The sequence below is a fragment of the Bradyrhizobium sp. WSM1417 genome, from assembly GCF_000515415.1.
In the GTDB taxonomy this organism is placed as follows: domain Bacteria; phylum Pseudomonadota; class Alphaproteobacteria; order Rhizobiales; family Xanthobacteraceae; genus Bradyrhizobium.
In genome coordinates, this window is sequence record NZ_KI911783.1 from 3911782 (window position 1) to 3936226 (window position 24445).

Consider the following 24445-nt stretch of genomic DNA (forward strand, 5'->3'; position numbering starts at 1 on the left):
AACAGCGCATGCGCGAGCACGGTGGAAATCTCGATCAGGCCCAGCAGCGTTTCGGCGGTCGCGCGGAGGACTGGATCGATCTGTCGACCGGGATCAACCGCCTGCCTTATCCCGTGGGCGAGGTGAGCTCGCGCGCGTGGAGCGCGTTGCCGTCGCGCGCCGAGATCGAGGCTCTGCATCAGGCGGCGCGGCACGCTTACCGCACGAGCGCGGCGGTCGTTGCGCTTGGCGGCGCACAGGCCGCAATTCAATTGCTGCCGCAACTCGCACCACCCCGCCGCGCGCGCATCCTCGCGCCGACCTACAACGAATATGCCGCGGTCCTCTCGGCCGCGGGCTGGGAGGTCCAGGAGGTCGGGGAGCTCGACGCGCTGGTCGGCGCCGAGCTCGCCGTCGTCGTCAATCCCAACAATCCCGATGGCCGATGTCATACGCCAAAGGATTTGCTGGCGCTGCTGCCGCTCGTCGGCCGTCTCGTCGTCGACGAAAGTTTTGCCGATGTGGCCCCGCAGCTATCGCTTGCATCCGAGGATCGGCCGGGGCTGCTGATTTTGCGCTCCTTCGGAAAGTTCTACGGCCTTGCCGGCCTGCGGCTCGGCTTCGCGCTCGGCAATTCGTCCGACATCGCCAGGATCGCATCGATGTCGGGGCCTTGGCCGGTCTCGGGAGCGGCAATCGCGATCGGTTGCCGCGCTCTGCATGACGATGCCTGGGCCGAAGCAACGTCCGCACGGCTCGCGCGAGACTGCGGTCGCCTCGACGGCATGGTGCAGTCGCAAGGCTGGACGGTCATTGGCGGGACGCAGCTGTTTCGCCTCTACGCGACGCCTGACGCGCTCGCCGCACAGGAGAAGCTGGCGAGTCGCCACATCTGGTCGCGCGTGTTCGCGCGAGAGCCGACATGGCTGCGCCTCGGGCTTCCGGGCGGCGACTCCGAATGGACGCGCCTGACTGAGGTTCTAGCGCGCTAGCGCGAGCAGGCCTTCGACGTCGAGATGGGCTTCGATGTGATCGGCGAGCGCATCGAGCGCGCTCTCGACCCTGGCGGAATAGGGCTCGTCGCCGGCGGGAATGTCGAGCTTCGCCAAAAACGCCTTGCGGAAAACATCCGACGTGAACAGGCCGTGCAGATAACTGCCCTGCACGCGTCCGTCGCGCGAGATCGCGCCTTCCGGTTCGCCGTTCAGCCTTGCGAATGGCCGCGCGCGATCCGGACCATCGGTGCGGCCGATGTGGATTTCATAAGCCTCGATCGGCTGATCCGTCGCGGCATGCACGGCCGCGACACGCGTCAGCGTCTTCTGCGGGCTCATCACCGTCTCGACGTCCAGAAGTCCGAGACCCGGTGTGTCGCCGGCGGGGCCTTCGATCCCATCGGGATCCGTGACGCTGCGTCCGAGCATCTGATAGCCGCCGCAGAGGCCGAGCACATGGCCGCCTCTGCGGTGATGCGCCAGGAGATCGATGTCCCAGCCTTGCGCGCGCAGGAAGGCGAGATCGCCGCAAGTGGATTTCGAGCCGGGGATGATGACGAGCCTGACGTCGCCGGGAATGGCCTCGCCCGGCCGCACCATCACGAGATCGACGCCGGGCTCGAGCTTGAGCGGATCGAGATCATCGAAATTGGCAATCCGCGACAGCGCGAGACAGGCGATCTTGCATTGGCCCGGCTTGCGCGCATCGCTCAGGCCCAGCGCATCCTCAGCTGGCAACTCGCCGGCGCGCGCGAACCAGGGCAGCACGCCAAAGCCGCGCCATGCGGTCTTTTCTTCGATCAGTCTGTAGCCGTCGTCGAACAATGTCGGATCGCCGCGGAACTTGTTGATGACAAAACCCTGGATCATCGCGGCATCATCCGGGTCGATCACCGTCTTGATGCCGACGAGTTGCGCGATGACACCGCCGCGGTCGATGTCGCCGACCAGCACGACCGGCACATCGGCCTTGCGCGCAAAACCCATATTGGCGATGTCGGCCTTGCGCAGGTTCACCTCGGCCGGGCTGCCGGCGCCTTCCACCAGCACGAGATCGGCGCGCGCCTTCAGCCGCTCGAAGCTCTCCAGCACGGCGCCCATCAATGATGGCTTCATCGCCGCATATTCACGCGCACGCGCGGTCGCGATGCGTTTTCCCTGCACGATCACCTGCGCGCCGACATCGGTCTCGGGCTTGAGCAGCACCGGGTTCATGTCGGTGTGCGGCTCGACGCCGGCGGCGAGCGCCTGGAGCGCCTGGGCGCGGCCGATCTCGCCGCCGTCGACCGTGACGGCCGCATTGTTCGACATGTTCTGCGGCTTGAACGGGAGCACGCGCAGGCCGCGTCGCACAAAGGCGCGCGCGAGGCCGGCGACGATGAGCGATTTGCCCACGTCCGAGCCGGCGCCCTGGATCATCAATGCGCGCGCCATCGCGAGCTTCTTAGAACTCGACGCCGGCTTGCGCCTTGATGCCGGAGCGGAAGGGATGCTTGACCAGCGTCATCTCGGTGACGAGATCGGCGATCTCGATCAGCTCGTCCTTGGCGTTGCGTCCGGTGAGCACGACATGCGTCATCGGCGGCTTCTGCGTCGTGAGGAATTCGACAACCTCCGCGATGTCGAGATAGTCGTAGCGCAGCGCGATGTTGATCTCATCGAGCACGACCATGCGGAGATTCTGGTCGAGGATCAGCTCCTTGGCTTTCTCCCAGCCGGCGCGCGCGGCGGCGATGTCGCGGGCGCGGTCCTGCGTCTCCCAGGTAAAACCTTCGCCCATGGCGTGGAACTGGCAGAGGTCGCCGAAATGGCCGGTGAGCATGCGGCGCTCGCCGGTGTCCCAGGCGCCCTTGATGAACTGCACGACCGCGCAGGGGAAGCCATGGGCGACGCAGCGGACGATCATGCCGAAGGCGGAGGAGGACTTGCCCTTGCCGGCGCCGGTGTGGACGATGATGAGGCCCTTTTCGCCGCTCTTGGTCGCCATGATCTTGTCGCGGGCGACCTTCTTCTTCGCCATTTTCGAGGCGTGGCGGGCGTCGGTTTCGTCGGCCGTCTGGGTATCCGGTTCTGACGTCATCGGACGGGGTCCTTCGGCTTGACAAGAGGCGGTCGGGGGCAAATGGTGGCCCGGCGTTGGTTCCTGTCCTACGACAGGCGAAGAGGGAATGCGATAGGGCCCGAATCGGCAAGATTTGGTTCCAAAATGCAGCCGCCCCCGCGACCGTGACCGGAGAGATGCCCGAAGCCACTGATCCCCATGGGATCGGGAAGGCGGGGATCGAAGGGGAAACCCTGCTCCGGAAGCCGGGAGACCTGCCAGCGCGGACGATTTTGGACCGGCGGACGGGGTGTTCCGCGACGGGGAAACGGGCCTTCGCAAGAACGGTTCGTGGGCCTCTTCGCTTCCCGCTGTTTATTCTGGAAGAAGCGATGACCGTCACACTTCATGTCTGCATCACCTGCCGCGCCGGCGAGACGCTTGGCGAGGGCGAGACGACGCCCGGCAAGCGCCTGCATGGTGCGATCCTCGAGGCCGGCGTGCCCGACGGCGTCAGCGTGGTTCCCGTCGAATGCCTGTCTGCATGCAACCAGGGTTGCTCGGTCGCGCTCAGCGCGCCCGGCCGCTGGTCCTATGTCTATGGTCGCCTCTCGGATGCGCATGCGAGCGACGTGGTCGCGGGCGCCGCGGCCTATGCGGCCGCGCCCGATGGCCTCGTGCCCTGGCGCAGCCGCCCGGAGATCTTCCGCAAGCAATCGCTTGCCCGCATTCCCCCCATTCCCCCCATTCTCCCCTTGGCCGTCGTGCCGGAGCCCGCCGAATGAATTCGCTCGCAAAGGTCCCGGTCACGGTCGTCACGGGGTTTCTCGGCTCCGGCAAGACCACGCTGATCCAGCATCTGCTTGCCAACGCCAACGGCAAGAAGCTCGCGGTGCTCGTCAACGAGTTCGGCAGCGAGGGCGTCGATGGCGAGATTCTGAAATCCTGCGCCGATGCGAATTGCCCGGAAGAGAACATCATCGAGCTCGCCAATGGCTGCATCTGCTGCACCGTCGCTGACGATTTCATTCCGACCATGGAGAAGCTGCTGTCGCGGCCGGTGCGACCCGATCATATCCTGATCGAGACCTCGGGCCTGGCGCTGCCCAAGCCTTTGCTGAAGGCGTTCGACTGGCCGGAGATTCGTTCGCGCATCACGGTCGACGGCGTGATCGCGTTGGCCGACGCCGAAGCTGTCGCCGCCGGCCGTTTCGCGCCCGACCCTGACGCCGTCGAAGCGCAGCGCGCGGCGGACGGGAATCTCGATCACGAGACCCCGCTGTCGGAAGTGTTCGAGGACCAGATCGCCTGCGCCGACATCGTGCTGCTGACCAAGGCCGATCTTGCGGGTGCGGCAGGGCTCGAAGCAGCCAAAGCGGCGATCACCGCCGAGATGTCGCGCCGCGTGCCGATGCTGGCGATTACCGACGGCGCGATCGATGCGCGCCTCATCCTCGGTCTCGGAGCTGCCGCCGAGAACGATCTCGCCGCGCGTCCCTCGCATCACGACGGCGAGGAGGATCACGAGCACGACGATTTTGCGTCCGTCGTGATCGATCTTCCTGAAGTCACCGATATCGACGCGCTGGTTGCATCCGTTCAGCGTCTGGCGCGCGAGCAGAATGTGCTGCGCATCAAGGGTTACATCGCGATGGAAGGCAAGCCGATGCGTCTCTTGCTGCAAGCGGTCGGCGAGCGCGTGCGGCACCAGTTCGACAAGCCCTGGGGCGCGGGTGCGAGGCGATCAAAGCTGGTGGTGATCGGCGAGCACGGAAACATTGATGAAGCCGCGATTAAGGCGGGACTCGGTATCTGATGCACGTCGTCTTCCGCGAGAGCCGCGGTCTCGAGGAGACCGCGATACCAAGGGACATCGGCCAGGATCCGGCCGATCTCGTGGTGCTCTCGTATTCGGATTCCGATCTTGCCGCCTTCGCGGCCGGCTGGCGCCGTGGCCGCGACAGCCTGCCGTCGCTACGGCTCGTCAATCTCGCCGAACTCCGTCACCCGCTCTCGGTCGACACCTATATCGAACGCACTCTTGCGCACGCGCGCGGCATCTTGGTTCGCCTGATCGGTGGCGAGTCTTACTGGTCGTATGGACTTGCGGCCCTGCAACAGCTCGCCAAGGAGCGCGGCATCGTGCTGGCCGTGCTGCCGGCCGACGGCCGCGACGACACGCGGCTCGATGCGTATTCGACCCTGCCGGTCTCGACATTGCGTCGGCTCAAGGTGCTCTGCGACACCGGCGGCCCCGTCGCATCGCAAGCCGCAATCGCGCAGCTTGCATTGGCCTCGGGCCTCTATGCGGGACCTGTTATCGGGGAGATGACCGTCCCCGAGATGGGCTTTTACGATCGGGCGCGCGGTGTCATTGCCGCGCCGGCGTCGGGTGAGGGCAGGCCGCGCGCGCTCGTGGCCTTCTATCGCTCCTATCTCACCGCTGCCGACACTGGCCCGGTCGATGCCCTGATCGCCGCATTGCGCGAGAAGAGGTTCGACGCGCATGGTGTGTTCGTCACCTCGCTGAAAGCCGCGGGAGTTGCGGATTGGTTGCGCGAGTATCTGGCGCAAAATCCTCCGGCCGCGATCGTCAATGCGACGGCGTTCTCGGCGATGGGCGACGACGGCACGACGCCGTTCGACGCCGCATCCTGCCCGGTGTTCCAGGTCGCGCTCTCCACGGCACGCCGCGAGGACTGGGCGAGTTCGCTCCGCGGCCTCTCGCCCGGCGACCTCGCGATGCATGTGGTGCTGCCCGAGGTCGACGGCCGCCTGTTTGCGGGCGTGGTGAGCTTCAAATCGGCGGCGATGCGCGATCCCGATTTGCAATTTTCGCACCTGGCACACAGGCCCGACGAGGAGCGCGTGAACGCCGTGGCCGCGCGCGTTGCGGCCTGGCGTCGCCTTGCGGAGAAGCCGGCCGCCGAAAAGCGGATGGCGCTCGTGCTCTCCAACTATCCGGGCCGCCCGCATCAGATCGCGCATGCGGTCGGTCTCGATGCCCTGGCCTCGGTCGATGCCTTGGTGTCCGACCTCGCGGAGGCTGGCTTCGATGTCGATCCGGTCCATGCGCTCGGCGAAACGCTGCTCAAGCAGACCTTGAGCTGGAGCGTTGCCGACTACCGCGCTGCGCTCTCGCGGCTTCCGCAAGTCTTGCAGGATGATCTCGCGCAAGCCTGGGGCGCGCCGGAGACTGATCCGGGTTGTCGCGATGGCGCGTTCCATTTCGCCGCGATTCAATGCGGCCGGTCGATCATCGCGGTTCAGCCGGAGCGTGGCGATGCGACCGCGCGCGATGCCGAGTATCACGATCTCGCCCGCACGCCGCGCCATGCCTATGTCGCGTTCTATCTCTGGCTCCGAGGGCAGGGCTGTGATGCCGTCGTGCATATAGGCGCGCATGGCACGCTGGAATGGCTGCCCGGAAAATCCGTGGCGCTGTCGCAGGCGTGCTGGCCGGAAGCCCTCATCGGCGATCTGCCCGTCATTTATCCCTTCATCGTCAACGATCCCGGCGAGGCCGCGCAGGCCAAGCGGCGCCTGGGTGCCGTCACGATTGGCCATCTGCCGCCGCAACTCGCGGCATCAGCGGTGCCGGACGGGCTGCGCAGGCTTGAACAGCTCCTCGACGAGTACTCGACGGCCGATGGCCTCGATCCCGCCCGCCGCCAGCGCCTGATCGCCGCGATCCGTGACGAGGCGCGTGCGGCTGGCCTCGAAGACGATCTTGGTCTGGATGCAGCGGCCGCACCGGCCGAAGCGATCCCGCGGATCGACCGCTTCGTCTGCGATCTCAAGGAAAGCCAGTTCGGCGACGGCCTCCACGTGTTCGGCCGCGGCGCCTGCGGCGACGCGGAACGCGACGCCTTGCGGGCCGCGCTTGCAGGACAGCGCGTCGCGCCGGGGCCGTCAGGCTCACCCTATCGCGGCCGCCAGGACGTGCTGCCTACGGGACGCAATCTCTTTGCCGTCGATCCGCGTGCGGTGCCGACGCCGTCGGCGCATGCGCAAGGCATCAAGCTCGCGGAAGAGCTGCTGCGCCGCCATTTGCAGGATCACGGCGACTGGCCGAAAGGACTCGTGGTTGATCTCTGGGGCTCGGCGACGATGCGCACCGCAGGCGAGGAGTTTGCCATGGCGCTGCATCTGGCCGGCCTCGCACCGCGCTGGGATCATGCGTCCGGCCGTGTCACCGGCTACGACATCATCGCGCCTGCCGAGCTTGGCCGGCCCCGCATCGACGTCACGCTGCGGGTCTCGGGCCTGTTTCGCGACGTCTTCTCGGGCCTTGCGCAATTGTTCGAAGCGGCAGCCGAGGCGCTGTCGGCCCGCGAGGACGAGGGCGACGAAAATCCCTATCGCCATCGCACATCGCGCGTGTTCGCGCCGCGTCCCGGACAATACGGCGTGGGTCTCTCGGCAATCCCGGACGCCTTCACGCCCGAGACGCGCGACGCCGCCGGCGAAGCCTGGCTCTCGGCATCGTCATGGGCGTTCTCGGCCGACGGCGAGATCACGCTCGATCGTGCCGGTATCGAGAAGCGGCTCGCATCCGCCGATGCTTTCGTGCACGTGCAGGATTTGCCTGAAACCGATCTTCTGCTCGCGGCCGACTATGCCGCGCATGAGGCCGGCATTGCGGCTGCCGCAGCCCATCTCGGCGCGGCAGGACCATCGCTCTATCATCTCGATGCGACGCGCCCCGAGCAGCCGCACGCGCGTACGCTGACCGAGGAAATCTCCCGTGTCGTCCGCGCACGCGCGGCCAATCCGGCCTGGATCGCCGGCATGATGTGCCACGGTTTTCGCGGGGCGGCCGAGATCACCGCGACGCTCGAGCATATGGCCGCCTTCGCGCATCTGGCCGGCGCCGTGCCGCCGCATCTGTTCGACCTGTACTACGATGCGACGCTCGGCGATGACGACGTCCGCGCCTTCATGGCCCGCGAAAATCCGGCGGCGCTGGCGGCGATGGAGACGTGTTTCACGCGCCTGCATGAGGCCTCGCTCTGGCGTACGCGCCGCAATTCGATCGCGGCTGCGCTGCGGGAGGCGTCATGAGTGCTTCCGTGGTCAAGGGCTGGTGTCCCGGCGCGCTGCGCCCGATGCAATCGGGCGACGGGCTCGTGGTCCGCGTGCGTCCGTTCGGCGGACGGCTGGAAGCGACACAAATCTCCGGACTGGCTCATCTCGCCGAACGCCATGGCAACGGCCTGGTCGACGTGACCAGCCGAGCCAATCTCCAGATCAGGGGCGTCAACGAGACCAGCCACAGGCTGCTGCTCGACGGCCTTGCGCAACTGGCGCTGCTCGACCCGGATGCTGAGACCGAATCCCGTCGCAACATCCTCGTGACGCCGTTCTGGCGTAGCGGGGACGCGACCCAATCGCTCGCCGCCGAGCTCGAGGAAGCACTCGCCGATAGCAAGCTCGAACTTCCAACCAAGTTCGGCTTCGCGATCGATGACGGCACCTCACGCGTGCTTGCCGGCGATTCCGCGGACGTGCGGATCGAGCGCGATCGTTCCGGCGGACTGCTGGTGCGGGCTGATGGCGACAAACTCGGCCGCTCCGTCGCGCGCGGCGAGGCCGTGAGCACCGCACTCGCATTCGCCAACTGGTTCGTGACCTCAGGCGGCGCCAGAGGCGGACGAGGGCGGATGGCGGCGCATCTTGCTGCGGGTGCAATCTTGCCGGAGGCGTTGCGCGGCGAGGCCGAGCCGGCGCCGATCATGGCCGCGGCGCGTCCCGGCCTCTATGCGCAAGGTGCGATGGTTGGCGTCGCCTTCGGACAGATGGCGCATGCGACGCTCAACCAGTTCGCCGGTTGCGGACATGCGCTGCGCATGACGCCATGGCGGATGGTTTTGAGCGAGGGCAAGCGCGCGATGCCGAGCGCGACTGGTCTCATCACCGAGGCCTATGATCCCGCGCTGCGCGTCATCGCGTGCAGCGGTGCGCCACGCTGTCGCGAGGCGCATGCCGATACCCGCGGCCTTGCCGCGGCCCTGGCCCCGAACATCGGCGCGGCCGCACGGCTCCACGTCTCCGGCTGTGCCAAGGGCTGCGCCCATTCGGGTCCCGCCGCCATCACTCTGGTTGCGACCGGCGCCGGCTTCGATCTCGTGCGCGGTGGGTCGACGCGCGACGAGCCCATCCTGCGCGGGCTGAACCGCGACGACATCGTCAGGGAACCCTCCATCCTGATGGGAGGGCACTGATGCCGTACATTTACGAGACCGACGGCGCGGCGATCTACCGGCAGTCCTTTGCGACCATCCGGGCCGAAGCCGATCTTGCGCGCTTCACGCCGGACGAGGAGCAGGTGGTGGTGCGGATGATCCATGCCGCGGGCATGGTCGGCCTGGAGGCGCATATCCGCTTCACTTCAGGCATGGCGGTTGCTGCGCGCGCGGCCTTGCAGAAGGGCGCACCGATCCTGTGCGACGCGCGCATGGTCTCCGAAGGAATTACGCGGGCGCGGCTTCCCGCCGCCAACGCCGTCATCTGCACGCTGGGCGACGAGACCGTTCCCGCGCTCGCGCAGTCCATGCGCAACACCCGTTCGGCCGCGGCCCTGGAGCTATGGCGGCCGCATCTCGACGGCGCGATCGTGGCGATCGGCAACGCGCCGACCGCGTTGTTTCATCTCCTCAACATGCTGGAGGACCGGGACTGCCCGCGGCCCGCGGCCATCATCGGCTGTCCGGTCGGCTTCGTCGGCGCGGCCGAATCCAAAGCTGCGCTGATAGCCAATCCCCCGGTGCCGGCATTGACGGTCGAGGGCCGCCTCGGCGGTTCCGCGATCACGGTCGCCGCCGTGAACGCGCTGGCGAGCCGGAGCGAATAGCGATGGGACGCATCATTTGCTGCGGTCTCGGCCCTGGTGATCCCGATATGATGAGCGTGCGCGCCGATCGCACGGTGCGCGGCGCAAAGCATGTCGCCTATTTCCGCAAGAAGGGCCGGCCCGGCCAGGCGCGACGCATCGTCGAGGGCATGTTGGCGGGCGACGTCACCGAATATCCGATGGAATATCCTGTCACCACGGAGATCGCCTTCGACGCGCCTGAATACGTCCAGCTGCTTGCCGGCTTCTACGACGAATGGGCGGAGCGACTGGCGCGGCTGGCGCGCGCGGTCGACGTCGTCGTGCTCTGCGAGGGCGATCCTTACTTCTACGGCTCCTTCATGCATCTGCACACGCGCCTGCAAGGCCGCGTCGAGATCGAGGTGATCGCCGGCATTCCCGGCATGGTCGGCTGCTGGAATGGCGTGGGACAACCGATCGCGCTCGGTGACGACGTGACGACGGTGCTCATGGGCACGCTCGCCGAGGCCGAGCTCGAGCGCCGCATGCGCGATTCCGATGCGCTCGTGATCATGAAGACCGGGCGCAATCTCGCCAAGGTTCGCCGCGCGCTCGCTGCCGCCGGACGGCTGGACGACGCCTGGCTGGTCGAGCGCGGCACCATGCCGGGCGAGCGCGTGGTGCGGCTCGCGGAGATCGATGCCGCCGACTGCCCCTATTTCGCGATCGTGCTCGTGCACGGCAAGGGCCGGCATCCGGACGCCGCCGAATGACGGGCACGCTGACCATCGCGGGTCTCGGACCGGGCAGCGATGCGCTGGTGACGCCCGAGGTCTCCGCCGCGCTTGCCGCCGCGACGGACATTCTCGGCTACGCGCCCTATGTCGCGCGCGTGCCGCCGCGATCGGGACTCAAGCTGCATCCGTCCGATAATCGCGAAGAATTACACCGCGCAAGCGAGGCATTGCGGCTCGCCGCCGAAGGCGGGCAGGTCGTCATCGTGTCCTCGGGCGACCCCGGCGTCTTCGCGATGGCCTCCGCCGTGTTCGAGGTGCTTGAACAGGCGCCGCAATGGCGCGAGCTGCCGATCCGCGTACTGCCGGGCGTCACCGCGATGCTGGCGGCTGCCGCGCGCGCCGGCGCGCCGCTCGGCCATGATTTCTGTGCGATCAACCTCTCGGACAATCTCAAGCCGTGGGCGGTGATCGAGAAGCGTCTGCGGCTCGCCGCGGAAGCCGACTTTGCCATTGCGATGTACAACCCGCGCTCGGCGAGCCGGCCGGAAGGATTTGGCCGTGCGCTCGCGGTGTTGAACGAGGCCGGCTGTGGCGAGCGCCTCGTGATCTTCGCGCGCGCGATCAGCGCCGCCGATGAGAAGATCGAGACCGTCAGGCTGAACGAAGCGACACCTGAAATGGCCGACATGCGCACGCTGGTGATCGTCGGCAACTCGCAGACCCGCCGCGTCGGCCGCTGGGTCTATGCGCCGAGGCAGGTCCGATGACCGAGCCACTGCATGATCTCGGCCACGCTGTCGACCCGCAACCGTTCCGGCAGTTGCGGTCGCGCGATCATGATCACGGGCACGCCGAGCCTGCGGGCTGCGTCGATCTTGGCGCGCGCGCCGTTGCCGCCCGAATTGCGGGCGACGATCCGGGTGATGCCTCGCGCGCGCATCATCTCCAGCTCGCCCTCAAGCGTGAACGGCCCACGCGACACGATGACGTCCGCGCCGAAGGGCAGGGGCGCATCGGGCGGATCGACGAATCTCAGCGTGTAGGCGTGCTGCGGCTTGGTCGCGAACGGTGCGATGTGCTGGCGGCCGATGGCGAGGAACACATTTGCCGCCGCCTCGGGCAGTGCGGCGACCGCGGCGTCGACATCAGATATTTCGATCCAGTTATCGCCGGGCGCTTGAGTCCAGGGCGCGCGCTCGAGAGCGATCAGCGGCGTGCCGGTTTCCGCGCAAGCCGCGACCGCATTGCGGCTCATCTCGGCGGCAAAGGGATGGGTCGAGTCGATCACGTGCGTGATCTCTTCCCGACGAATGTAATCGGCAAGACCGCCGACGCCGCCAAAACCGCCGATACGCGTCGGCAACGGCTGATTGGCGGGCGCGCGGGTGCGGCCGCCATAGGAATACACGGCGCCGATGCCGGCGCGCGCGATCTCCGCCGCAAGCAGGCTCGCGTCGGCCGTTCCGCCCAGAATGAGGGCGCGCGTCATGGCTGATCCCTGGCTGACCATCATCGGTATCGGCGAAGATGGACTTGCCGGGCTGTCCGAGGCAAGCCGAAAGGCGCTCGATGATGCCGAAACTGTCTTCGGCGGTGAACGGCATCTTGCGCTTGCCGGCGTGACCGGGCGCGGCCGTCCATGGCGGGTGCCGTTCGACGCAGATGTCGTGCTGAGCTGCCGCGACCGTCCGACAGCGGTGCTCGCCTCCGGCGATCCGTTTTGGTACGGCGCCGGCGCGAGCCTCGCCGAGAAGCTGGACGCCGGCGAGTGGATCGCGCATTCCGCGCCGTCGACCTTCTCGCTCGCCGCCGCGCGACTGGGCTGGCGTCTCGAAGCGATTGCCTGTCTCGGTCTCCACGCTGCGCCATTTGAGCGTCTGGTGCCGCATCTGGCGCGAGGTGCACGCATCATTTGCCTCGTGCGCGATGGCAAGGCGGCAGGCGAACTTGCGAAATGGCTGACGGCGCGCGGATGGGGTGCCTCGACATTCTGGACACTCACCGCGCTTGGCGGGCCGCGCGAAATTATCAACGCGCATCGCGCCGACAGTTTTGCAGGCGATGTTGCCGGGAGCCTGGTCACGGTGGCCGTGGAGACGAGAGGAGCGCAGGGCCTTCCCCGCAGCTCGGGACTGTCGGACGATCTCTTCGTCCATGACGGCCAAATCACCAAGCGTCCGGTCCGTGCGCTCGCGCTCTCGGCGCTGGCGCCGCGTCCCGGTGAACGGCTGTGGGACATTGGCGCAGGCTCGGGTTCGATTTCAGTCGAGTGGACACTGTGCGGCGGGATGGCGATCGCCGTCGAGCCGCGCGAGGATCGCGCCGCGAACATCCGCGGCAACGCAGCGGCGTTCGGGTTGGCACATCGGATCACAGTCATCACAGGAAAGGCGCCTGAAGTCCTTGCTGACCTGGACGCACCTGACGCCGTGTTCATTGGCGGCGGTCTCGACATCGCGATGTTCGACGCGGTCTGGTCGCGGCTCGCGCCCGGTACGCGGCTGGTCGCGCATTCAGTAACGTTGGAAACGGAAGCGCTGCTGGGTGAGCTGCACCAGCGCCACGGCGGCGACTTGATGCGGGTCGAGATTGCGCATGCCACTCCGCTTGGCCGCTACCGGTCCTGGGCGGCGGTGCGGCCGGTGCTGCAATGGAGTGCGGTCCGATGAAGGTTGCCGGGCTCGGATTCAAGAAGGACGTTACGCTCGCGTCGTTGCGCGAGGCGCTTGAGGCGGCCGGCGGTCCCGATGGGCTCGCAGCGGTGGCAACGGTCAGCGACAAGGCCGACGCCGAGGCGCTGAAGCAGCTTGCGGGCGAATGCGGCGTGCCTATCAAGGGGATTGCCGCCGAAATGCTGGCCGGCATCGAGACGCCGACGCAGTCAAAGCTCATCGCGAAAAAGTTCGGGACGGGATCGGTCGCCGAAGCGGCGGCGCTTGCGGCAGCTGGACCTGGCGCGCGATTGATCGCGACGCGGGTGGTCTCGCAGGATCGCACCGCGACCGCGGCAATCGCGGAAGGGGACGGCGCATGACGGTGCATTTCATCGGCGCAGGGCCGGGCGCTCCTGACTTGCTGACGTTGCGCGGCCGCGACCTCATCGCCGCCTGTCCGGTCTGTCTCTATGCCGGCTCGCTTGTCCCTGAAGGCGTCTTGGCGCATTGCCCGCCCGGAGCGCGGATCGTCAACACCGCGCCACTGTCGCTCGACGAGATCGTCGCGGAGATCGCCGCCGCGCATGCGGATGGCAAGGACGTTGCGCGGCTACATTCCGGCGATCTCTCGATCTGGTCGGCGATGGGCGAACAGCTCCGCCGCCTGCGCGCGCTCGACATTCCCTACACGGTCACGCCCGGCGTTCCCGCTTTCTCGGCCGCCGCGGCTGCGCTGGAGGCCGAGCTGACGCTGCCCGGCCTTGCCCAGACGGTGGTGCTGACGCGCACGCCGGGCCGCGCCAGCGCGATGCCTGAAGGCGAGAAGCTCGCCGCCTTCGCCGCCACCGGCGCGGTGCTCGCGATCCATCTGTCGATCCATCTGCTCGACAAGGTCGTCGCCGAGCTGACGCCGCATTACGGCGCGGACTGCCCGGTCGCGATCGTCTGGCGTGCGAGCTGGCCTGAGCAGCGCATCGTCCGCGCCACGCTCGCAACACTCGACGCCGCTGTCGGAGCCGAGATGGAGCGCACCGCGCTCATCCTGGTCGGCAAGACTCTGGGCGCGGCGGATTTTTCCGAGAGCCGTCTCTATGCCGCCGACTACGACCGCCGCTATCGCCCCGTGGGCGCCGAGCCGCGCTTTCCGGAGGTGTCGTGATGGCGGCAGGGCTCGTCATCTCCGCGCCGGCCTCTAGCGTCGGCAAGACGACGCTGACGCTGGCGCTCGCCCGCGCCTGGTGCAATAGCGGATTGCGGGTGCAGTGCTTCAAGAGCGGCCCCGATTACATCGATCCCGCGTTTCATGCAGCCGCGACCGGACGCGCCTCGGTCAACGTCGACAGCTGGGCGATGAATCGCGGGACGATCTCGCATCTCGTCAGTCGCGGCACTGACGCCGATGTCGTGCTGGCCGAAGGCTCGATGGGTCTGTTCGACGGCGTCGCCGCGCGTGGCGTCTGCGGCACCGGGGCGACCGCCGACATCGCGGAGATGCTGGACTGGCCGGTGCTGCTGGTGATCGATCCCTCGGGCCAGGCCCAAACGGCGGCCGCGATTGCCGCGGGCCTTCGCGATTACCGTCCCGGTGTGCGCCTTGCGGGCGTCGTGCTCAATCGCGTTGCGAGCCCGCGCCACGAAGCCCTCGTGCGGCGCGCGCTGTTGGATGCCGGCATCGCCGTGTTCGGCGCGCTGCCGCGCCATGCCGAGATCAGCCTGCCGAAACGGCATCTCGGACTGGTCCAGGCCGAGGAGCAAGCGGAGATCGGCAAGCTGATCGACGAGGCCGCCCGCTTCGTCGCCGAGCATGTCGATCTCGACGCGGTGCTGCGTTCGGCTGCCACCTGGTCGCCGCAACCTGCCGCGAGCGGCGTCAACGTGACGCCACCCGGCCAGCGCATTGCGCTCGCCCGTGACGCCGCGTTCTCCTTCGTCTATCCGCATATGCTGGAAGCGTGGCGCGCGGCGGGTGCGGAGATCTCGACATTCTCGCCGCTCGCCGATGAAGGCCCTGATCCGGGCGCCGATGTGTGCTGGCTGCCTGGCGGCTATCCCGAGCTGCAGGCCGGCAAGATCGCGGCCAATGCGCGCTTCCGCAGCGGATTGCGCGCCTTCGCCGAAACGCGCCCGGTGCATGGCGAATGCGGAGGCTATATGGTGCTGGGCACCGCGTTGACCGACGCCGACGGCATCCGCCACGAGATGACGGGCCTGCTCGGCCTTGAGACGAGCTTTGCCAAACGCCGCATGCATCTGGGCTATCGTCTGGCCGAGCTCGCCGCGCCGATGCCGGGGCATCAGGCCGGTGCACGCCTGCGTGGCCACGAATTCCACTATTCGACGATTCTCGCGCAGCCCGACACGCCGCTGGCGGTCGTGCAGGACGCGACAGGCGTGATCATCGCCGAGACCGGCTCGCGGCGGGGACAAGCCACCGGCACGTTCTTCCATCTGATCGCGGAGGACCGGTGAGCGGTTTTGTCAGTTTCGTCTCCGCCGGCCCCGGCGATCCCGAGCTGCTCACGCTCAAGGGTGCCGCGCGGCTGCGCGAAGCTGATGTCGTGCTCTATGACGATCTTGCTTCGGGCGCGATCCTCGATCTGGCCCGGCCCGGCGCCAATCTCGTCGCGGTGGGAAAACGGGCAGGACGGGCCTCGACCAAGCAGCACCACGTCAACCGCCTGCTGGTCGACTACGCCGCAACAGGCGCGCGCGTGGTGCGATTGAAGTCGGGCGATGCCGGCATCTTTGGCCGGCTCGAGGAGGAGCTCGAGACGCTACGCGAAGCCGGCATCGGCTACGAGATCATTCCCGGTGTCACCTCGGCCTGTGTCGCCGCCGCGCAAGCCGGCATTCCGCTGACCCGGCGTCACACCTCCCGCCGCGTACAGTTCGTGACCGGGGCGGACGTCACCGGCGAGCTGCCGCCAGACCTCAACTGGGTGGCGCTGGCCGATCCGGAGGCGACGACCGTGGTCTATATGGGCCGTCGCACGTTTCCGGCGCTTGTCGTCAAATTGATCGAGCACGGCCTCGCCCCAACCACGCCGGCGTTGTTTGCCGAATCGCTCGGCCGTCCCGATGAGCGGCTGGTCCGCACCACCATTTCGGAACTTGCGGAGCAGCTTGCGCGGGGCGGGGCGGCCTCGACGGCGGCCGTCATCCTGTTCGGCGCGCTGGCGGGGGATTATCCGTCATGACGGCCACGGCCACCCTTCGCCCCTTGACGCCCGGCTGGCGAAAGGGGCACACAGGAGAGGCATGGTGCTCGACGCGGCGCAAAGCGCCGGAGCATAATCGGGAATGGGGATGGGCGGACCCAGTTGCGGCGCCCAAAACCCCAGCCGCCCCCGCGACTGTAAGCGGTGAGGGACTTCGATCAGCCACTGGGCCGCAAGGTTCGGGAAGGCCGGAGACTCCCAGTGAACCGCGAGCCAGGAGACCGGCCGTGCACGTTTTGAGGCCAAGGCCGTCGGGTGTGACGGCAAGAAGGATCTGAGCCATGCATATCGAACCCGGACTAGTCTCGGACGCCAAGCTCGTGCTGAGTTACGCAACCGGCATCGCCGTTGGCGGCGTTGCCTTGAAGCTCGCGGTCGAGACCGTGCGCGAGCAGGGCATCACGTCATTCGCGGCGCGCACGCTCGCCACCACGGGCCTCGTGTTCGTCTTCTTCGAGATCCTGCCGCACTTCCCGGTCGGCGTGTCCGAAGTGCACTTCATCCTCGGCTCGACCTTGTTCCTGCTGTTTGGAGCGGCGCCTGCGGCCTTCGGCCTTGCGTTCGGCCTGCTGTTCCAGGGCATCTTCTTCGAGCCGCCGGACCTGCCGCAATATGGCATGAACGTCACCACGCTGCTGGTGCCGCTGTTCGGGATCCAGGCGATCGCCACGCGGATCATTTCGCGCAACACGGCCTATGTCGATCTGAAGTATCGCCAGGCGCTGGCGCTTTCGACGACCTATCAGGCGGGTGTCATCGCCTGGGTGGCGTTCTGGGCGATTTATGGATCGGGCTTCGGCGCGACCAACCTCGCAAACATCGCGACCTTCGCGGCGTCCTATGCGTTGGTCATCGTGATCGAGCCGCTCGCCGATCTCGGCGTGCTGGCGCTGGCGAAGTCATTGCGCGGCGTCACCGCGTCCGGCCTCGTCACGCCGCGTTTGCACAACGCGGCCTAGAGACAAGCGAAAGGGCGGCCGCTGTGGCCGCCCTTCGCAGCCACGATGCTCACGCTCTCCCTGATAGGCATCGGTTGCGGCGATCCCGAGCAGCTCACGCGTGCCGCGATCACTGCCATCAACGCGGCCGATCTCGTCCTGATCCCGCGCAAGGGAACGGCCAAGTCCGACCTCGCCGATCTCAGGCGGACGATCTGCGCCGATGTGCTCGCCAGCGACACGACCCGCATTGCCGAGTTCGATCTGCCCGTCCGCGACGCCGCTGAAGCGGACTATCGCAAGGGCGTGGACGATTGGCATGATGCCGTCGCCGCTGCCTGGTCGCAGACGATCGCGGATCATCTCGAAGGCGAGGGCAAGGTCGCGCTGCTGATCTGGGGCGATCCCTCGCTTTATGATTCCTCGCTGCGCATCGCGCGGCGGCTCAATCCCTCGCCAAAGATCGAGGTCGTTCCCGGCATCACCTCGATCCAGGCGCTGTGTGCGGCGCATGCGCTGCCGCTCAACGACATCGGCGAGCCCTTCCTGGTCACGACCGGACGCCGCTTGCGCGATGGCGGTTGGCCGCAAGGCGTCGATACCGTGGTTGTGATGCTCGACGGCGGCACGGCGTTCCAGTCGCTCGATCCGGAAGGCCTGCACATCTGGTGGGGCGCCTATCTCGGCATGGCCGATCAGATCGTCATGTCCGGCGCGCTGGCCGAGATCGGCCCGCGTATCGTCGCGGTGCGCCAAGAGGCGCGCGAACGGCACGGCTGGATCATGGACAATTACATCCTCAAGCGCAGGCCGTGAGGCAAGCGAGGCAGCATGCTCCCCGAATGGGTCACCCAACAATGCCCCGAGATCTCCGCAGTCCACCGCGAGGCGGCGGTGGCGCGGCAGGCGCAACTGACGAAACCGACCGGCGCGCTCGGCCGGCTCGAGCAGCTCGCGATTGACCTTGCCGGCCTGCAAGCAACCGAGCAGCCGCGCGCGGCGCGGGTGCCGATCATCATCTTTGCCGGCGATCACGGCATCGTCGCGCAGGGCGTCTCGGCCTATCCGCAAGAAGTGACCATCGCGATGCTGGCGAATTTTGCCTCCGGCGGTGCCGCGATCTCGGTGCTCGCGCGTGAGTTGGGCTCTAACCTCGAAGTCATCGACGCCGGCACGCTGGCGCAGGAGGAGATGGCTGGGATCGTGACCGACAAGCCGCGCAGCAGCACACGTGATTTCAGCGTCGAGGCTGCGCTCACCCCCACAGAGCTGGCATTCGCCTTCGAAGCCGGCCGACGTGCGGTGACGCGCGCGCAGGCTGCGCAGCCCGATCTTCTGATCTTCGGCGAGATGGGCATCGGGAACACCACGACATCGGCGGCGATCGCGGCCGGCTTGCTCGGCGTGAGCGCCGCGGAGATCGCGGGCAGCGGCACCGGTATCGACGCGGCCGGCCGTGCGCATAAGGCGCGGGTGATCGACGCTGCGATCGCACGCCATGGCATTGCGGGCGCTTCGCCCGAAAAGATCCTGTGCGCCGTCGGCGGTCTCGAAATCGCGGCCATCTGCGGTGCAATTATCGCGGCTGCACAGCGCCGCATTCCCGTGTTGATCGACGGCTTCATCGTGTCGGTGGCGGCACTGGCGGCGGCGCGGCTCAACCCCTCGTGCCAGCCGTTCCTGCTGGCCTCGCATCAATCCGCCGAGCAGGGACATCGGCTGGTGCTGCGCGCGCTGAATGTGCAGCCGCTGATCAGCCTCGATCTCAGGCTCGGCGAAGGATCGGGCGCGGCCATCGCGCTGCCGCTGGTGCGGTCGGCTTGCGCGCTCCACAACGGCATGGCGACCTTTGCGCAGGCCAATGTGCCGGATCGTCCGGCCTGATTAAATCATCGGCTGATTGACGCAGACGACGCGCCAGCCGGTCGCGAGCCGGTCGATCCGGGTCAGCGACAGCGGATCGATCACAAAGCGGAGCGCCGCTTGTGGCGTCAGATCCAGCGCGATGCACAGCGCCGCCCGGATCGTGCCGGAATGCACGACGAGCGTTGCGGCCCCGGCGCCGATCTTTGACAGACCTAACCGGACCCGCCCGACCTGATCCTCAAAGCTTTCGCCGCCCGGCGGCCGTCCGCGCGCCGGATCGCTCCAGAACTGCGCATAGGCCTCGCCACCGGTCGCGGCGAGTTCGTCATGCCGACGGCCGGTCCAGTCGCCAAAGTTCTGCTCGCTGAATTCGTCCAGCTGCACCGGCTCGAGACCCAGCGCGCGGGCCGTCTCGACCGTGCGCCGCGACGGGCTCGCATAGCTCGCGGCGTCCCGCGGCAGGCGGTATCGCAGAGCCTCGAGCTGCGCGCGAGCGCCGAGATCGGCCGGCGCGTCGGCTGCATGGATCGTCCCCGTGACGCCATCGACGGGCGCGTGCCGTATCAGCCAGAGGAAGGTCTCGCCTTCCATGCTTATCTCCAAGGGAAATTGGTCGTTGTGGCAGTAACGCCGCAACTGGCACATTGACTCTGTCTGGATCGTAATCCTAGATGCTTGCGACGGTTTCCCCGATAGGGGATGAAAAGGGAATGCGGTGCGGGGACGTTGTCCCCAATGCCGTGGCTGCCCCCGCAACTGTAAGCGGCGAATCTTGCGTCACATGCCACTGGGTATCTCGGTCCCGGGAAGGCGACGCAAGGTACTGACCCGCGAGCCAGGAGACCTGCCGTCAGCCGTGGTCACACGCGAAGATGTCGGTCGGGGAGTACAGACATTCGGCTTCATCGGAAGGCTTACAAGCTGGACGATGGGACCCTGGTTCGCGGTGACGTGCCACTGACGTCACTCCGAGGTCCAAGACCGTGTATTCCCTTCGTATCGTACGATCACGCCGTTTCCTACTGGCATCCGCCGCTCTCACATCTTTCGTCGCCATCGACATGCCAGCGGCCTTGGCGCAGCAGGCCCGCGAGCCACTGCCGCCCGTCGAGGTGTCGGCGCCACAATCACGCAGGCAGGCCAGCCCGGCCGGACGGGACGCGCAGAGCCCACGCCGCGCAGCTGCGCGGCGGCCAGCGGCCGCATCGATAGCGCCCAAGCCTGTTGTGCCGATCGCGGCAGCACAGACGCCGCTCAACACCAATGCCGTCGCCGAAAGCGCCTCGCGCCTTGGCCTGGCTGTGCGCGAAACGCCGGCGACCGTGGAGGTGATCTCGGCCGCGACCATGCGCGAGCAGGGCTACCGCACCGTCTCCGACGTCGCGCAGGGAGCGGTTGGCGTCACAGCCGGCGACAATCCGGCCGAGCCTTCTGCTTTCTCGATGCGCGGCTTCACCAACAGCCAAATCAACACGCTCTACAACGGCATCAAGATCGGTCCGCAAAACATGACCTCGCGGATCACCGACACGGCCAACCTGGAGGCTGTCGAATTCCTGAAGGGGCCGGCCTCGTTGATGTCGGGCGAGGGCGCCGCCGGCGGTGCGATCAACTTCGTCACCAAGCAGCCGCACACCGGTCCGATCCGGAACGAGGCGGACTTCTCCTGGGATTCGCTGAACTCGTTCCGGGCGCATTACGGCTCGGGCGGCAGCACCAATGTGCAGGGGCTGGACTACCGCTTCGACGTCAGTCGTTCCTCGCTCAACGGCTTTGCCGACGACACCAACACCAGGACGCTCGACGTCTCGGGCCAGCTCAACTATCGCATCTCCGACAGCCTCAAGGTCTGGGGCGCGATCGAATACCGCGAGGATCGCTCGAAAGCCTATTGGGGTGCGCCACTGGTGCCGATTGCTTTCAGTGGTTCGCACGCGACGACGGGGATTGTTTCCGGCACTTATTTCAACAAGACCGATCTTGGGGCCGTCACGATCGACGACCGCACCTTCAACACCAACTACAACGTCCTCGACAACAGGAACGTGGCGAAGGAAGTGTGGCTGCGTGGCGGTTTCGAGCTGAAGCTGGCGCCCGACCTGACGCTGAAGAGCCAGGCCTATGGTTATGGCGCAGAGCGCACGTGGTTCAACAACGAGGTCGAGGCGTTCAATTCCGGCACCAACCTGGTCGACCGTGAGCGCTTCTATGTCGCGCACAGCCAACGCTTGGTCGGCAACATCACCGACCTGATCTGGGATGCGAATATCGCCGGCTTTGACAACCGTTTGGTCACGACGTTGTCCTCAAGCTACCTTGATTTCGTGAGGCCGGGCGCCGCAAATTTCCCCGGCGATTCCGTCTCGCTGGTCAATCCCGATCGCGGCTATTACGGCTTGCTCACGACTAAGCAGCAGACCGCGCGGATCGACAACGAAGCTCTGTCGTTCGAGGACCGGTTGAAGATGACACGGACCTTTGCGCTAGTCGGCGGCCTCCGCGTCGAGCATATCGGGCTCGACCGCAATTCGACCGACAAGACCGGGCTTGTGAACGCGGCTTTTCCGTTCTCGCAATCCTGGGTCCCGACGACGGGGCGTATCGGCTACACTTGGGAAGCCGTTCCGGGCCTGACTTTCTTCAGCCAGTACGCCACCGGCGCCGACATCGCAGCCAACAACATCTTCCTGCTCAATCCGACCGATCCGCTCAACCTGACCACCGCACGCACCTACGAGACCGGCGTCAAGCACCTGTTCTGGGACAACCGGGCGGAGTGGTCGTTCTCGGCCTACGACATCCTGCGCAAGAACGTCTATGCCGCGGCCGGCGGCATGCAACTCAACCTCGCCGGACGGCAGGAGTCGAAGGGCGTCGAGCTGGCCGCCTCGGTCCGCCCGATCGATCCTCTGCGCATCTGGGGCAACATCGGCTATGTCGATGCGCGCTACGCCGACTACGATTTTGTCGGCGGCTCGTTCTCCGGCAACACGCCGCCGAACGTGCCGCGCGTCGTCGCCAATGCCGGCGCGTCGTACCGTTTCTTCACGCCCTGGGCGGTAGAGCTCGGCATCACCGGCCGCCATGTCGGCGACCGCTACAACACCGATGCCAACGTGGTGACGCTGAAGGCCTACACTGTCGCGGACGTCTATGCCTTCGTCGACATCCCCAGGTCCGTGTTCAACGCAGTCGACCAGGCCCGCCTGACCTTCCGGGTGCGCAACATCGCCGACAAGCGTTACGCGATCTGGGGCGATCCGTTCTATCCCGACCAGATCCTGCTCGGCGCGCCGCGCAGCTATGAACTCTCGGCCGCATTCAAATGGTAGGACGCTGATCGATGATGCGCGCGATCGTCCTGCTGCATCGATGGCTCGGGATCGCGTTCTGCCTGCTGTTCGCGATGTGGTTCGCGACGGGAATCGTGATGCACTTCGTTCCGTTTCCGTCCTTGACGGAAGCGGAACGCTTTGCCGGACTCGTGCCGCTGGCTAGCGCTGAGACCAGGATTGCGGTCGCCGATGCCGTGGCCGCAAGCGGCATCGCGGATGCGACGCGCGTTCGCCTGATCCAGCGCAGCGACGGACCGGTCTATGTCGTCGCGGGGCTGTCGCGCGCGGGCGCAGTCCGCGCCTCCGATGGGGCCGACGCGTCGGTCAAATCATTCGACGTCGCGCTGGCCATCGCGCGAGATCACGCCCGCAGCCGTGGGCTCGATGCTGCGCGGGCCACGATCGTTGCGCGCGCGGACTATGACCAATGGAGCGTGCCGAACGGCTTTGACCGCCACCGGCCCTTGTTTCGGGCTGCCATCGGCGGCGCCGCCGGAACGGAGCTTTATGTTTCCTCGCTCACCGGCGAGATCGTCCTGGACACGACGCGCAGCGAGCGCGGATGGAATCTCGTCGGAAGCGTGCTGCACTGGATCTATCCAACGGTCCTGCGAAGCAATTGGTCGCTGTGGGATCGCGTGGTCTGGACCTTGTCGCTGCTGGCCCTGATCGCGGCTTTGCTCGGCACTGTGCTCGGGCTTGCGCGGATCAAACCTCGAGGCGGTCTGATCGGCTCGCCCTATCGTGGCTGGCATGCGCTGCATCATCTCATCGGCCTCGCGGCGACGGTGTTCGTGCTGAGCTGGATTTTCAGTGGCTGGCTCTCCATGGATCACGGGCGGCTGTTCTCGCGTGGGCAATTGACCTCGGCTGAATCCAGCGTGATGAACGCTTCACCGAACTGGGCGGCGGCGGCATCGCTCGATCGGCAGCCTGTAGCGCCGTCGGCCCGTGAGACCGAATGGTTTGCGTTCAACGGCACTCTCTATCGGCGGGATCGGACGGGCCTTGCCGCTCAGACATTGATCAAGGCATGGGATGCGCCCCGCGATCGACCAACGGGATCTCTGGATGTGCACGAGGTCCAGGGGCTGACCGCGCGCCTCGCGGCCGGCTGCGGCGTACCGTCGGTACTTGCCGCCAACGATAATTATCCCGCGCAGTCCACCGTCCGGGGTGCTCCGGTCTTCCGTTCGTACTGCGGCGACCTCTGGTTCGACATCGACGGCGCCGACGGCAATTTGCTGCAAAGGCTGGATTCGTCGCGGCGGGTCTATCGCTGGTTCTACGGCGCACTGCACACGCTGGATTTTCCGGTCCTGGTCGCGCATCCGTTGCTGCGTGACGGCTTGGTCGTCGGGCTCTGCGCCCTCGGCTTTCTGTTCTCCATCACGGGCATTGTCATCGGCTGGCGCCGCCTGCGTCCCTCGTTTGCAGCCTGAGAGCCGGAACATCGCGATACGTTGAGCGGGCAAAACCACCGCTTACTGATCGTACAATAAAGAGAGGCTGAGCCGACTGTCATGCATAGCTCATAAGCAATCGCATGGCCCATAGCGCCCGTCGATCGCCTGCAAATTAGACAGTCCGTGCGCGGCGCGCGGATTGCGGTGCAGCGGATGTGGCGTTTCGTCCGGGAAAACGCGTGGTGCGCTGCACTTGTCTCGCGTGGAACGATCCACACCGACCTGCTCTCCATGCGGGCAGCGCTGCACTAAAATGTGCCTCGGCGCGCCGGACCGGTTGCGTGCTGGTCCTGTGCGTTGCGACAACTGCGGTCCTATCCCGAGCCCATCGCTCTGTCGCACGCTCGCAAGCGGTGGCATGACAGGGGGATGATGATGAGCGCTCTCGGCTTGCGATTGAAC

Annotated in this window: 22 protein-coding genes and 3 riboswitches; of the genes, 18 read left to right on the plus strand and 4 right to left on the minus strand. The window is 66.8% G+C overall.

Annotated elements, in window-relative coordinates; genetic code table 11:
• Positions 1 to 8 precede the first annotated feature (8 nt).
• Positions 9 to 971 (plus strand): threonine-phosphate decarboxylase CobD, encoded by a 963-nt coding sequence (gene cobD, locus BRA1417_RS0118640; protein ID WP_027517079.1) that lies wholly within the window; start codon positions 9 to 11, stop codon positions 969 to 971.
• Here the strand turns inward: cobD and BRA1417_RS0118645 are convergent.
• Complete coding sequence (locus tag BRA1417_RS0118645) at positions 960 to 2408, minus strand: cobyric acid synthase (RefSeq protein WP_027517080.1); 1449 nt, start codon at positions 2406 to 2408, stop codon at positions 960 to 962. The genes cobD and BRA1417_RS0118645 overlap by 12 nt on opposite strands.
• A gap of 10 nt (positions 2409 to 2418) precedes the next feature.
• Complete coding sequence (gene cobO / locus BRA1417_RS0118650) at positions 2419 to 3054, minus strand: cob(I)yrinic acid a,c-diamide adenosyltransferase (protein ID WP_027517081.1); 636 nt, start codon at positions 3052 to 3054, stop codon at positions 2419 to 2421.
• 40 nt (positions 3055 to 3094) lie between these two features.
• Positions 3095 to 3313, plus strand: a riboswitch (cobalamin riboswitch).
• Between the two features lie 94 nt (positions 3314 to 3407).
• On the opposite strand from cobO, the gene BRA1417_RS0118655 reads away from it, so the two are divergent.
• Genes BRA1417_RS0118655 through cobJ form a run of 7 tightly spaced genes read left to right on the plus strand, consistent with a single transcriptional unit; the run spans position 3408 to position 11333 of the window.
• Positions 3408 to 3800 (plus strand): DUF1636 domain-containing protein, encoded by a 393-nt coding sequence (locus tag BRA1417_RS0118655; protein ID WP_027517082.1) that lies wholly within the window; start codon positions 3408 to 3410, stop codon positions 3798 to 3800.
• Positions 3797 to 4831 carry a cobalamin biosynthesis protein CobW gene (gene cobW / locus BRA1417_RS0118660; RefSeq protein WP_027517083.1) on the plus strand — a complete coding sequence of 345 codons (1035 nt, stop codon included), beginning with the start codon at positions 3797 to 3799 and terminating at the stop codon, positions 4829 to 4831. Before BRA1417_RS0118655 ends, cobW begins: the two co-directional genes overlap by 4 nt.
• Positions 4831 to 8079, plus strand: a complete 3249-nt coding sequence (gene cobN / locus BRA1417_RS0118665; protein WP_027517084.1) for a cobaltochelatase subunit CobN — start codon at positions 4831 to 4833, stop codon at positions 8077 to 8079. Before cobW ends, cobN begins: the two co-directional genes overlap by 1 nt.
• Complete coding sequence (cobG, locus tag BRA1417_RS0118670) at positions 8076 to 9239, plus strand: precorrin-3B synthase (protein WP_027517085.1); 1164 nt, start codon at positions 8076 to 8078, stop codon at positions 9237 to 9239. The genes cobN and cobG overlap by 4 nt, the downstream gene beginning before the upstream one ends.
• The gene (locus tag BRA1417_RS0118675; RefSeq protein WP_027517086.1) at positions 9239 to 9868 is read left to right on the plus strand and encodes a precorrin-8X methylmutase; all 630 of its coding nucleotides are present in this window, start codon (positions 9239 to 9241) and stop codon (positions 9866 to 9868) included. The genes cobG and BRA1417_RS0118675 overlap by 1 nt, the downstream gene beginning before the upstream one ends.
• 2 nt (positions 9869 to 9870) lie before the next feature.
• A complete protein-coding gene (locus BRA1417_RS0118680) occupies positions 9871 to 10602 on the plus strand; it encodes a precorrin-2 C(20)-methyltransferase (RefSeq protein ID WP_027517087.1) in 732 nt (243 codons plus the stop codon).
• On the plus strand, positions 10599 to 11333 hold the full coding sequence (gene cobJ / locus BRA1417_RS0118685; RefSeq protein WP_027517088.1) for a precorrin-3B C(17)-methyltransferase: 735 nt from the start codon (positions 10599 to 10601) through the stop codon (positions 11331 to 11333). Before BRA1417_RS0118680 ends, cobJ begins: the two co-directional genes overlap by 4 nt.
• Here cobJ and BRA1417_RS0118690 read toward each other — a convergent pair.
• Positions 11309 to 12055: a cobalt-precorrin-6A reductase gene (locus BRA1417_RS0118690; RefSeq protein WP_027517089.1), complete on the minus strand. Its 747-nt coding sequence runs from the start codon at positions 12053 to 12055 to the stop codon at positions 11309 to 11311. The genes cobJ and BRA1417_RS0118690 overlap by 25 nt on opposite strands.
• On the opposite strand from BRA1417_RS0118690, the gene BRA1417_RS0118695 reads away from it, so the two are divergent.
• The 8 genes from BRA1417_RS0118695 to cobT all read left to right on the plus strand — a co-directional run bounded on the left by BRA1417_RS0118695 (position 12054) and on the right by cobT (position 19260).
• On the plus strand, positions 12054 to 13235 hold the full coding sequence (locus BRA1417_RS0118695; protein ID WP_027517090.1) for a bifunctional cobalt-precorrin-7 (C(5))-methyltransferase/cobalt-precorrin-6B (C(15))-methyltransferase: 1182 nt from the start codon (positions 12054 to 12056) through the stop codon (positions 13233 to 13235). The two genes, BRA1417_RS0118690 and BRA1417_RS0118695, sit on opposite strands and share 2 nt — an antisense overlap.
• A complete protein-coding gene (locus BRA1417_RS0118700) occupies positions 13232 to 13600 on the plus strand; it encodes a cobalamin biosynthesis protein (protein ID WP_027517091.1) in 369 nt (122 codons plus the stop codon). The genes BRA1417_RS0118695 and BRA1417_RS0118700 overlap by 4 nt, the downstream gene beginning before the upstream one ends.
• Positions 13597 to 14379, plus strand: a complete 783-nt coding sequence (cobM, locus tag BRA1417_RS0118705) for a precorrin-4 C(11)-methyltransferase (protein ID WP_027517092.1) — start codon at positions 13597 to 13599, stop codon at positions 14377 to 14379. The genes BRA1417_RS0118700 and cobM overlap by 4 nt, the downstream gene beginning before the upstream one ends.
• Positions 14379 to 15689, plus strand: coding sequence for a cobyrinate a,c-diamide synthase (locus BRA1417_RS0118710; protein WP_027517093.1), 1311 nt, complete (start codon positions 14379 to 14381; stop codon positions 15687 to 15689). The genes cobM and BRA1417_RS0118710 overlap by 1 nt, the downstream gene beginning before the upstream one ends.
• Positions 15686 to 16417 (plus strand): uroporphyrinogen-III C-methyltransferase, encoded by a 732-nt coding sequence (cobA, locus tag BRA1417_RS0118715; RefSeq protein WP_027517094.1) that lies wholly within the window; start codon positions 15686 to 15688, stop codon positions 16415 to 16417. The genes BRA1417_RS0118710 and cobA overlap by 4 nt, the downstream gene beginning before the upstream one ends.
• 45 nt (positions 16418 to 16462) lie before the next feature.
• Positions 16463 to 16683, plus strand: a riboswitch (cobalamin riboswitch).
• Between the two features lie 36 nt (positions 16684 to 16719).
• Entirely contained in the window at positions 16720 to 17397 is a 678-nt protein-coding gene (locus BRA1417_RS0118720) for an energy-coupling factor ABC transporter permease (RefSeq protein WP_027517095.1), read from the plus strand.
• Between the two features lie 45 nt (positions 17398 to 17442).
• Entirely contained in the window at positions 17443 to 18192 is a 750-nt protein-coding gene (cobF, locus tag BRA1417_RS0118725; RefSeq protein ID WP_027517096.1) for a precorrin-6A synthase (deacetylating), read from the plus strand.
• Between the two features lie 15 nt (positions 18193 to 18207).
• Positions 18208 to 19260 (plus strand): nicotinate-nucleotide--dimethylbenzimidazole phosphoribosyltransferase, encoded by a 1053-nt coding sequence (gene cobT / locus BRA1417_RS0118730; protein ID WP_027517097.1) that lies wholly within the window; start codon positions 18208 to 18210, stop codon positions 19258 to 19260.
• Here cobT and BRA1417_RS0118735 read toward each other — a convergent pair whose 3' ends face one another.
• Positions 19261 to 19833 (minus strand): histidine phosphatase family protein, encoded by a 573-nt coding sequence (locus tag BRA1417_RS0118735; protein WP_027517098.1) that lies wholly within the window; start codon positions 19831 to 19833, stop codon positions 19261 to 19263.
• A gap of 73 nt (positions 19834 to 19906) precedes the next feature.
• A riboswitch (cobalamin riboswitch) is annotated at positions 19907 to 20109 on the plus strand.
• A 116-nt stretch (positions 20110 to 20225) separates the two neighbouring features.
• On the opposite strand from BRA1417_RS0118735, the gene BRA1417_RS44840 reads away from it, so the two are divergent.
• Together BRA1417_RS44840 and BRA1417_RS0118745 are read left to right on the plus strand one after the other, a co-directional pair.
• Positions 20226 to 22574, plus strand: a complete 2349-nt coding sequence (locus BRA1417_RS44840) for a TonB-dependent siderophore receptor (protein ID WP_027517099.1) — start codon at positions 20226 to 20228, stop codon at positions 22572 to 22574.
• An 11-nt stretch (positions 22575 to 22585) separates the two neighbouring features.
• Positions 22586 to 24019: a PepSY domain-containing protein gene (locus BRA1417_RS0118745; protein WP_027517100.1), complete on the plus strand. Its 1434-nt coding sequence runs from the start codon at positions 22586 to 22588 to the stop codon at positions 24017 to 24019.
• The last annotated feature ends 426 nt before the right edge of the window (positions 24020 to 24445 follow it).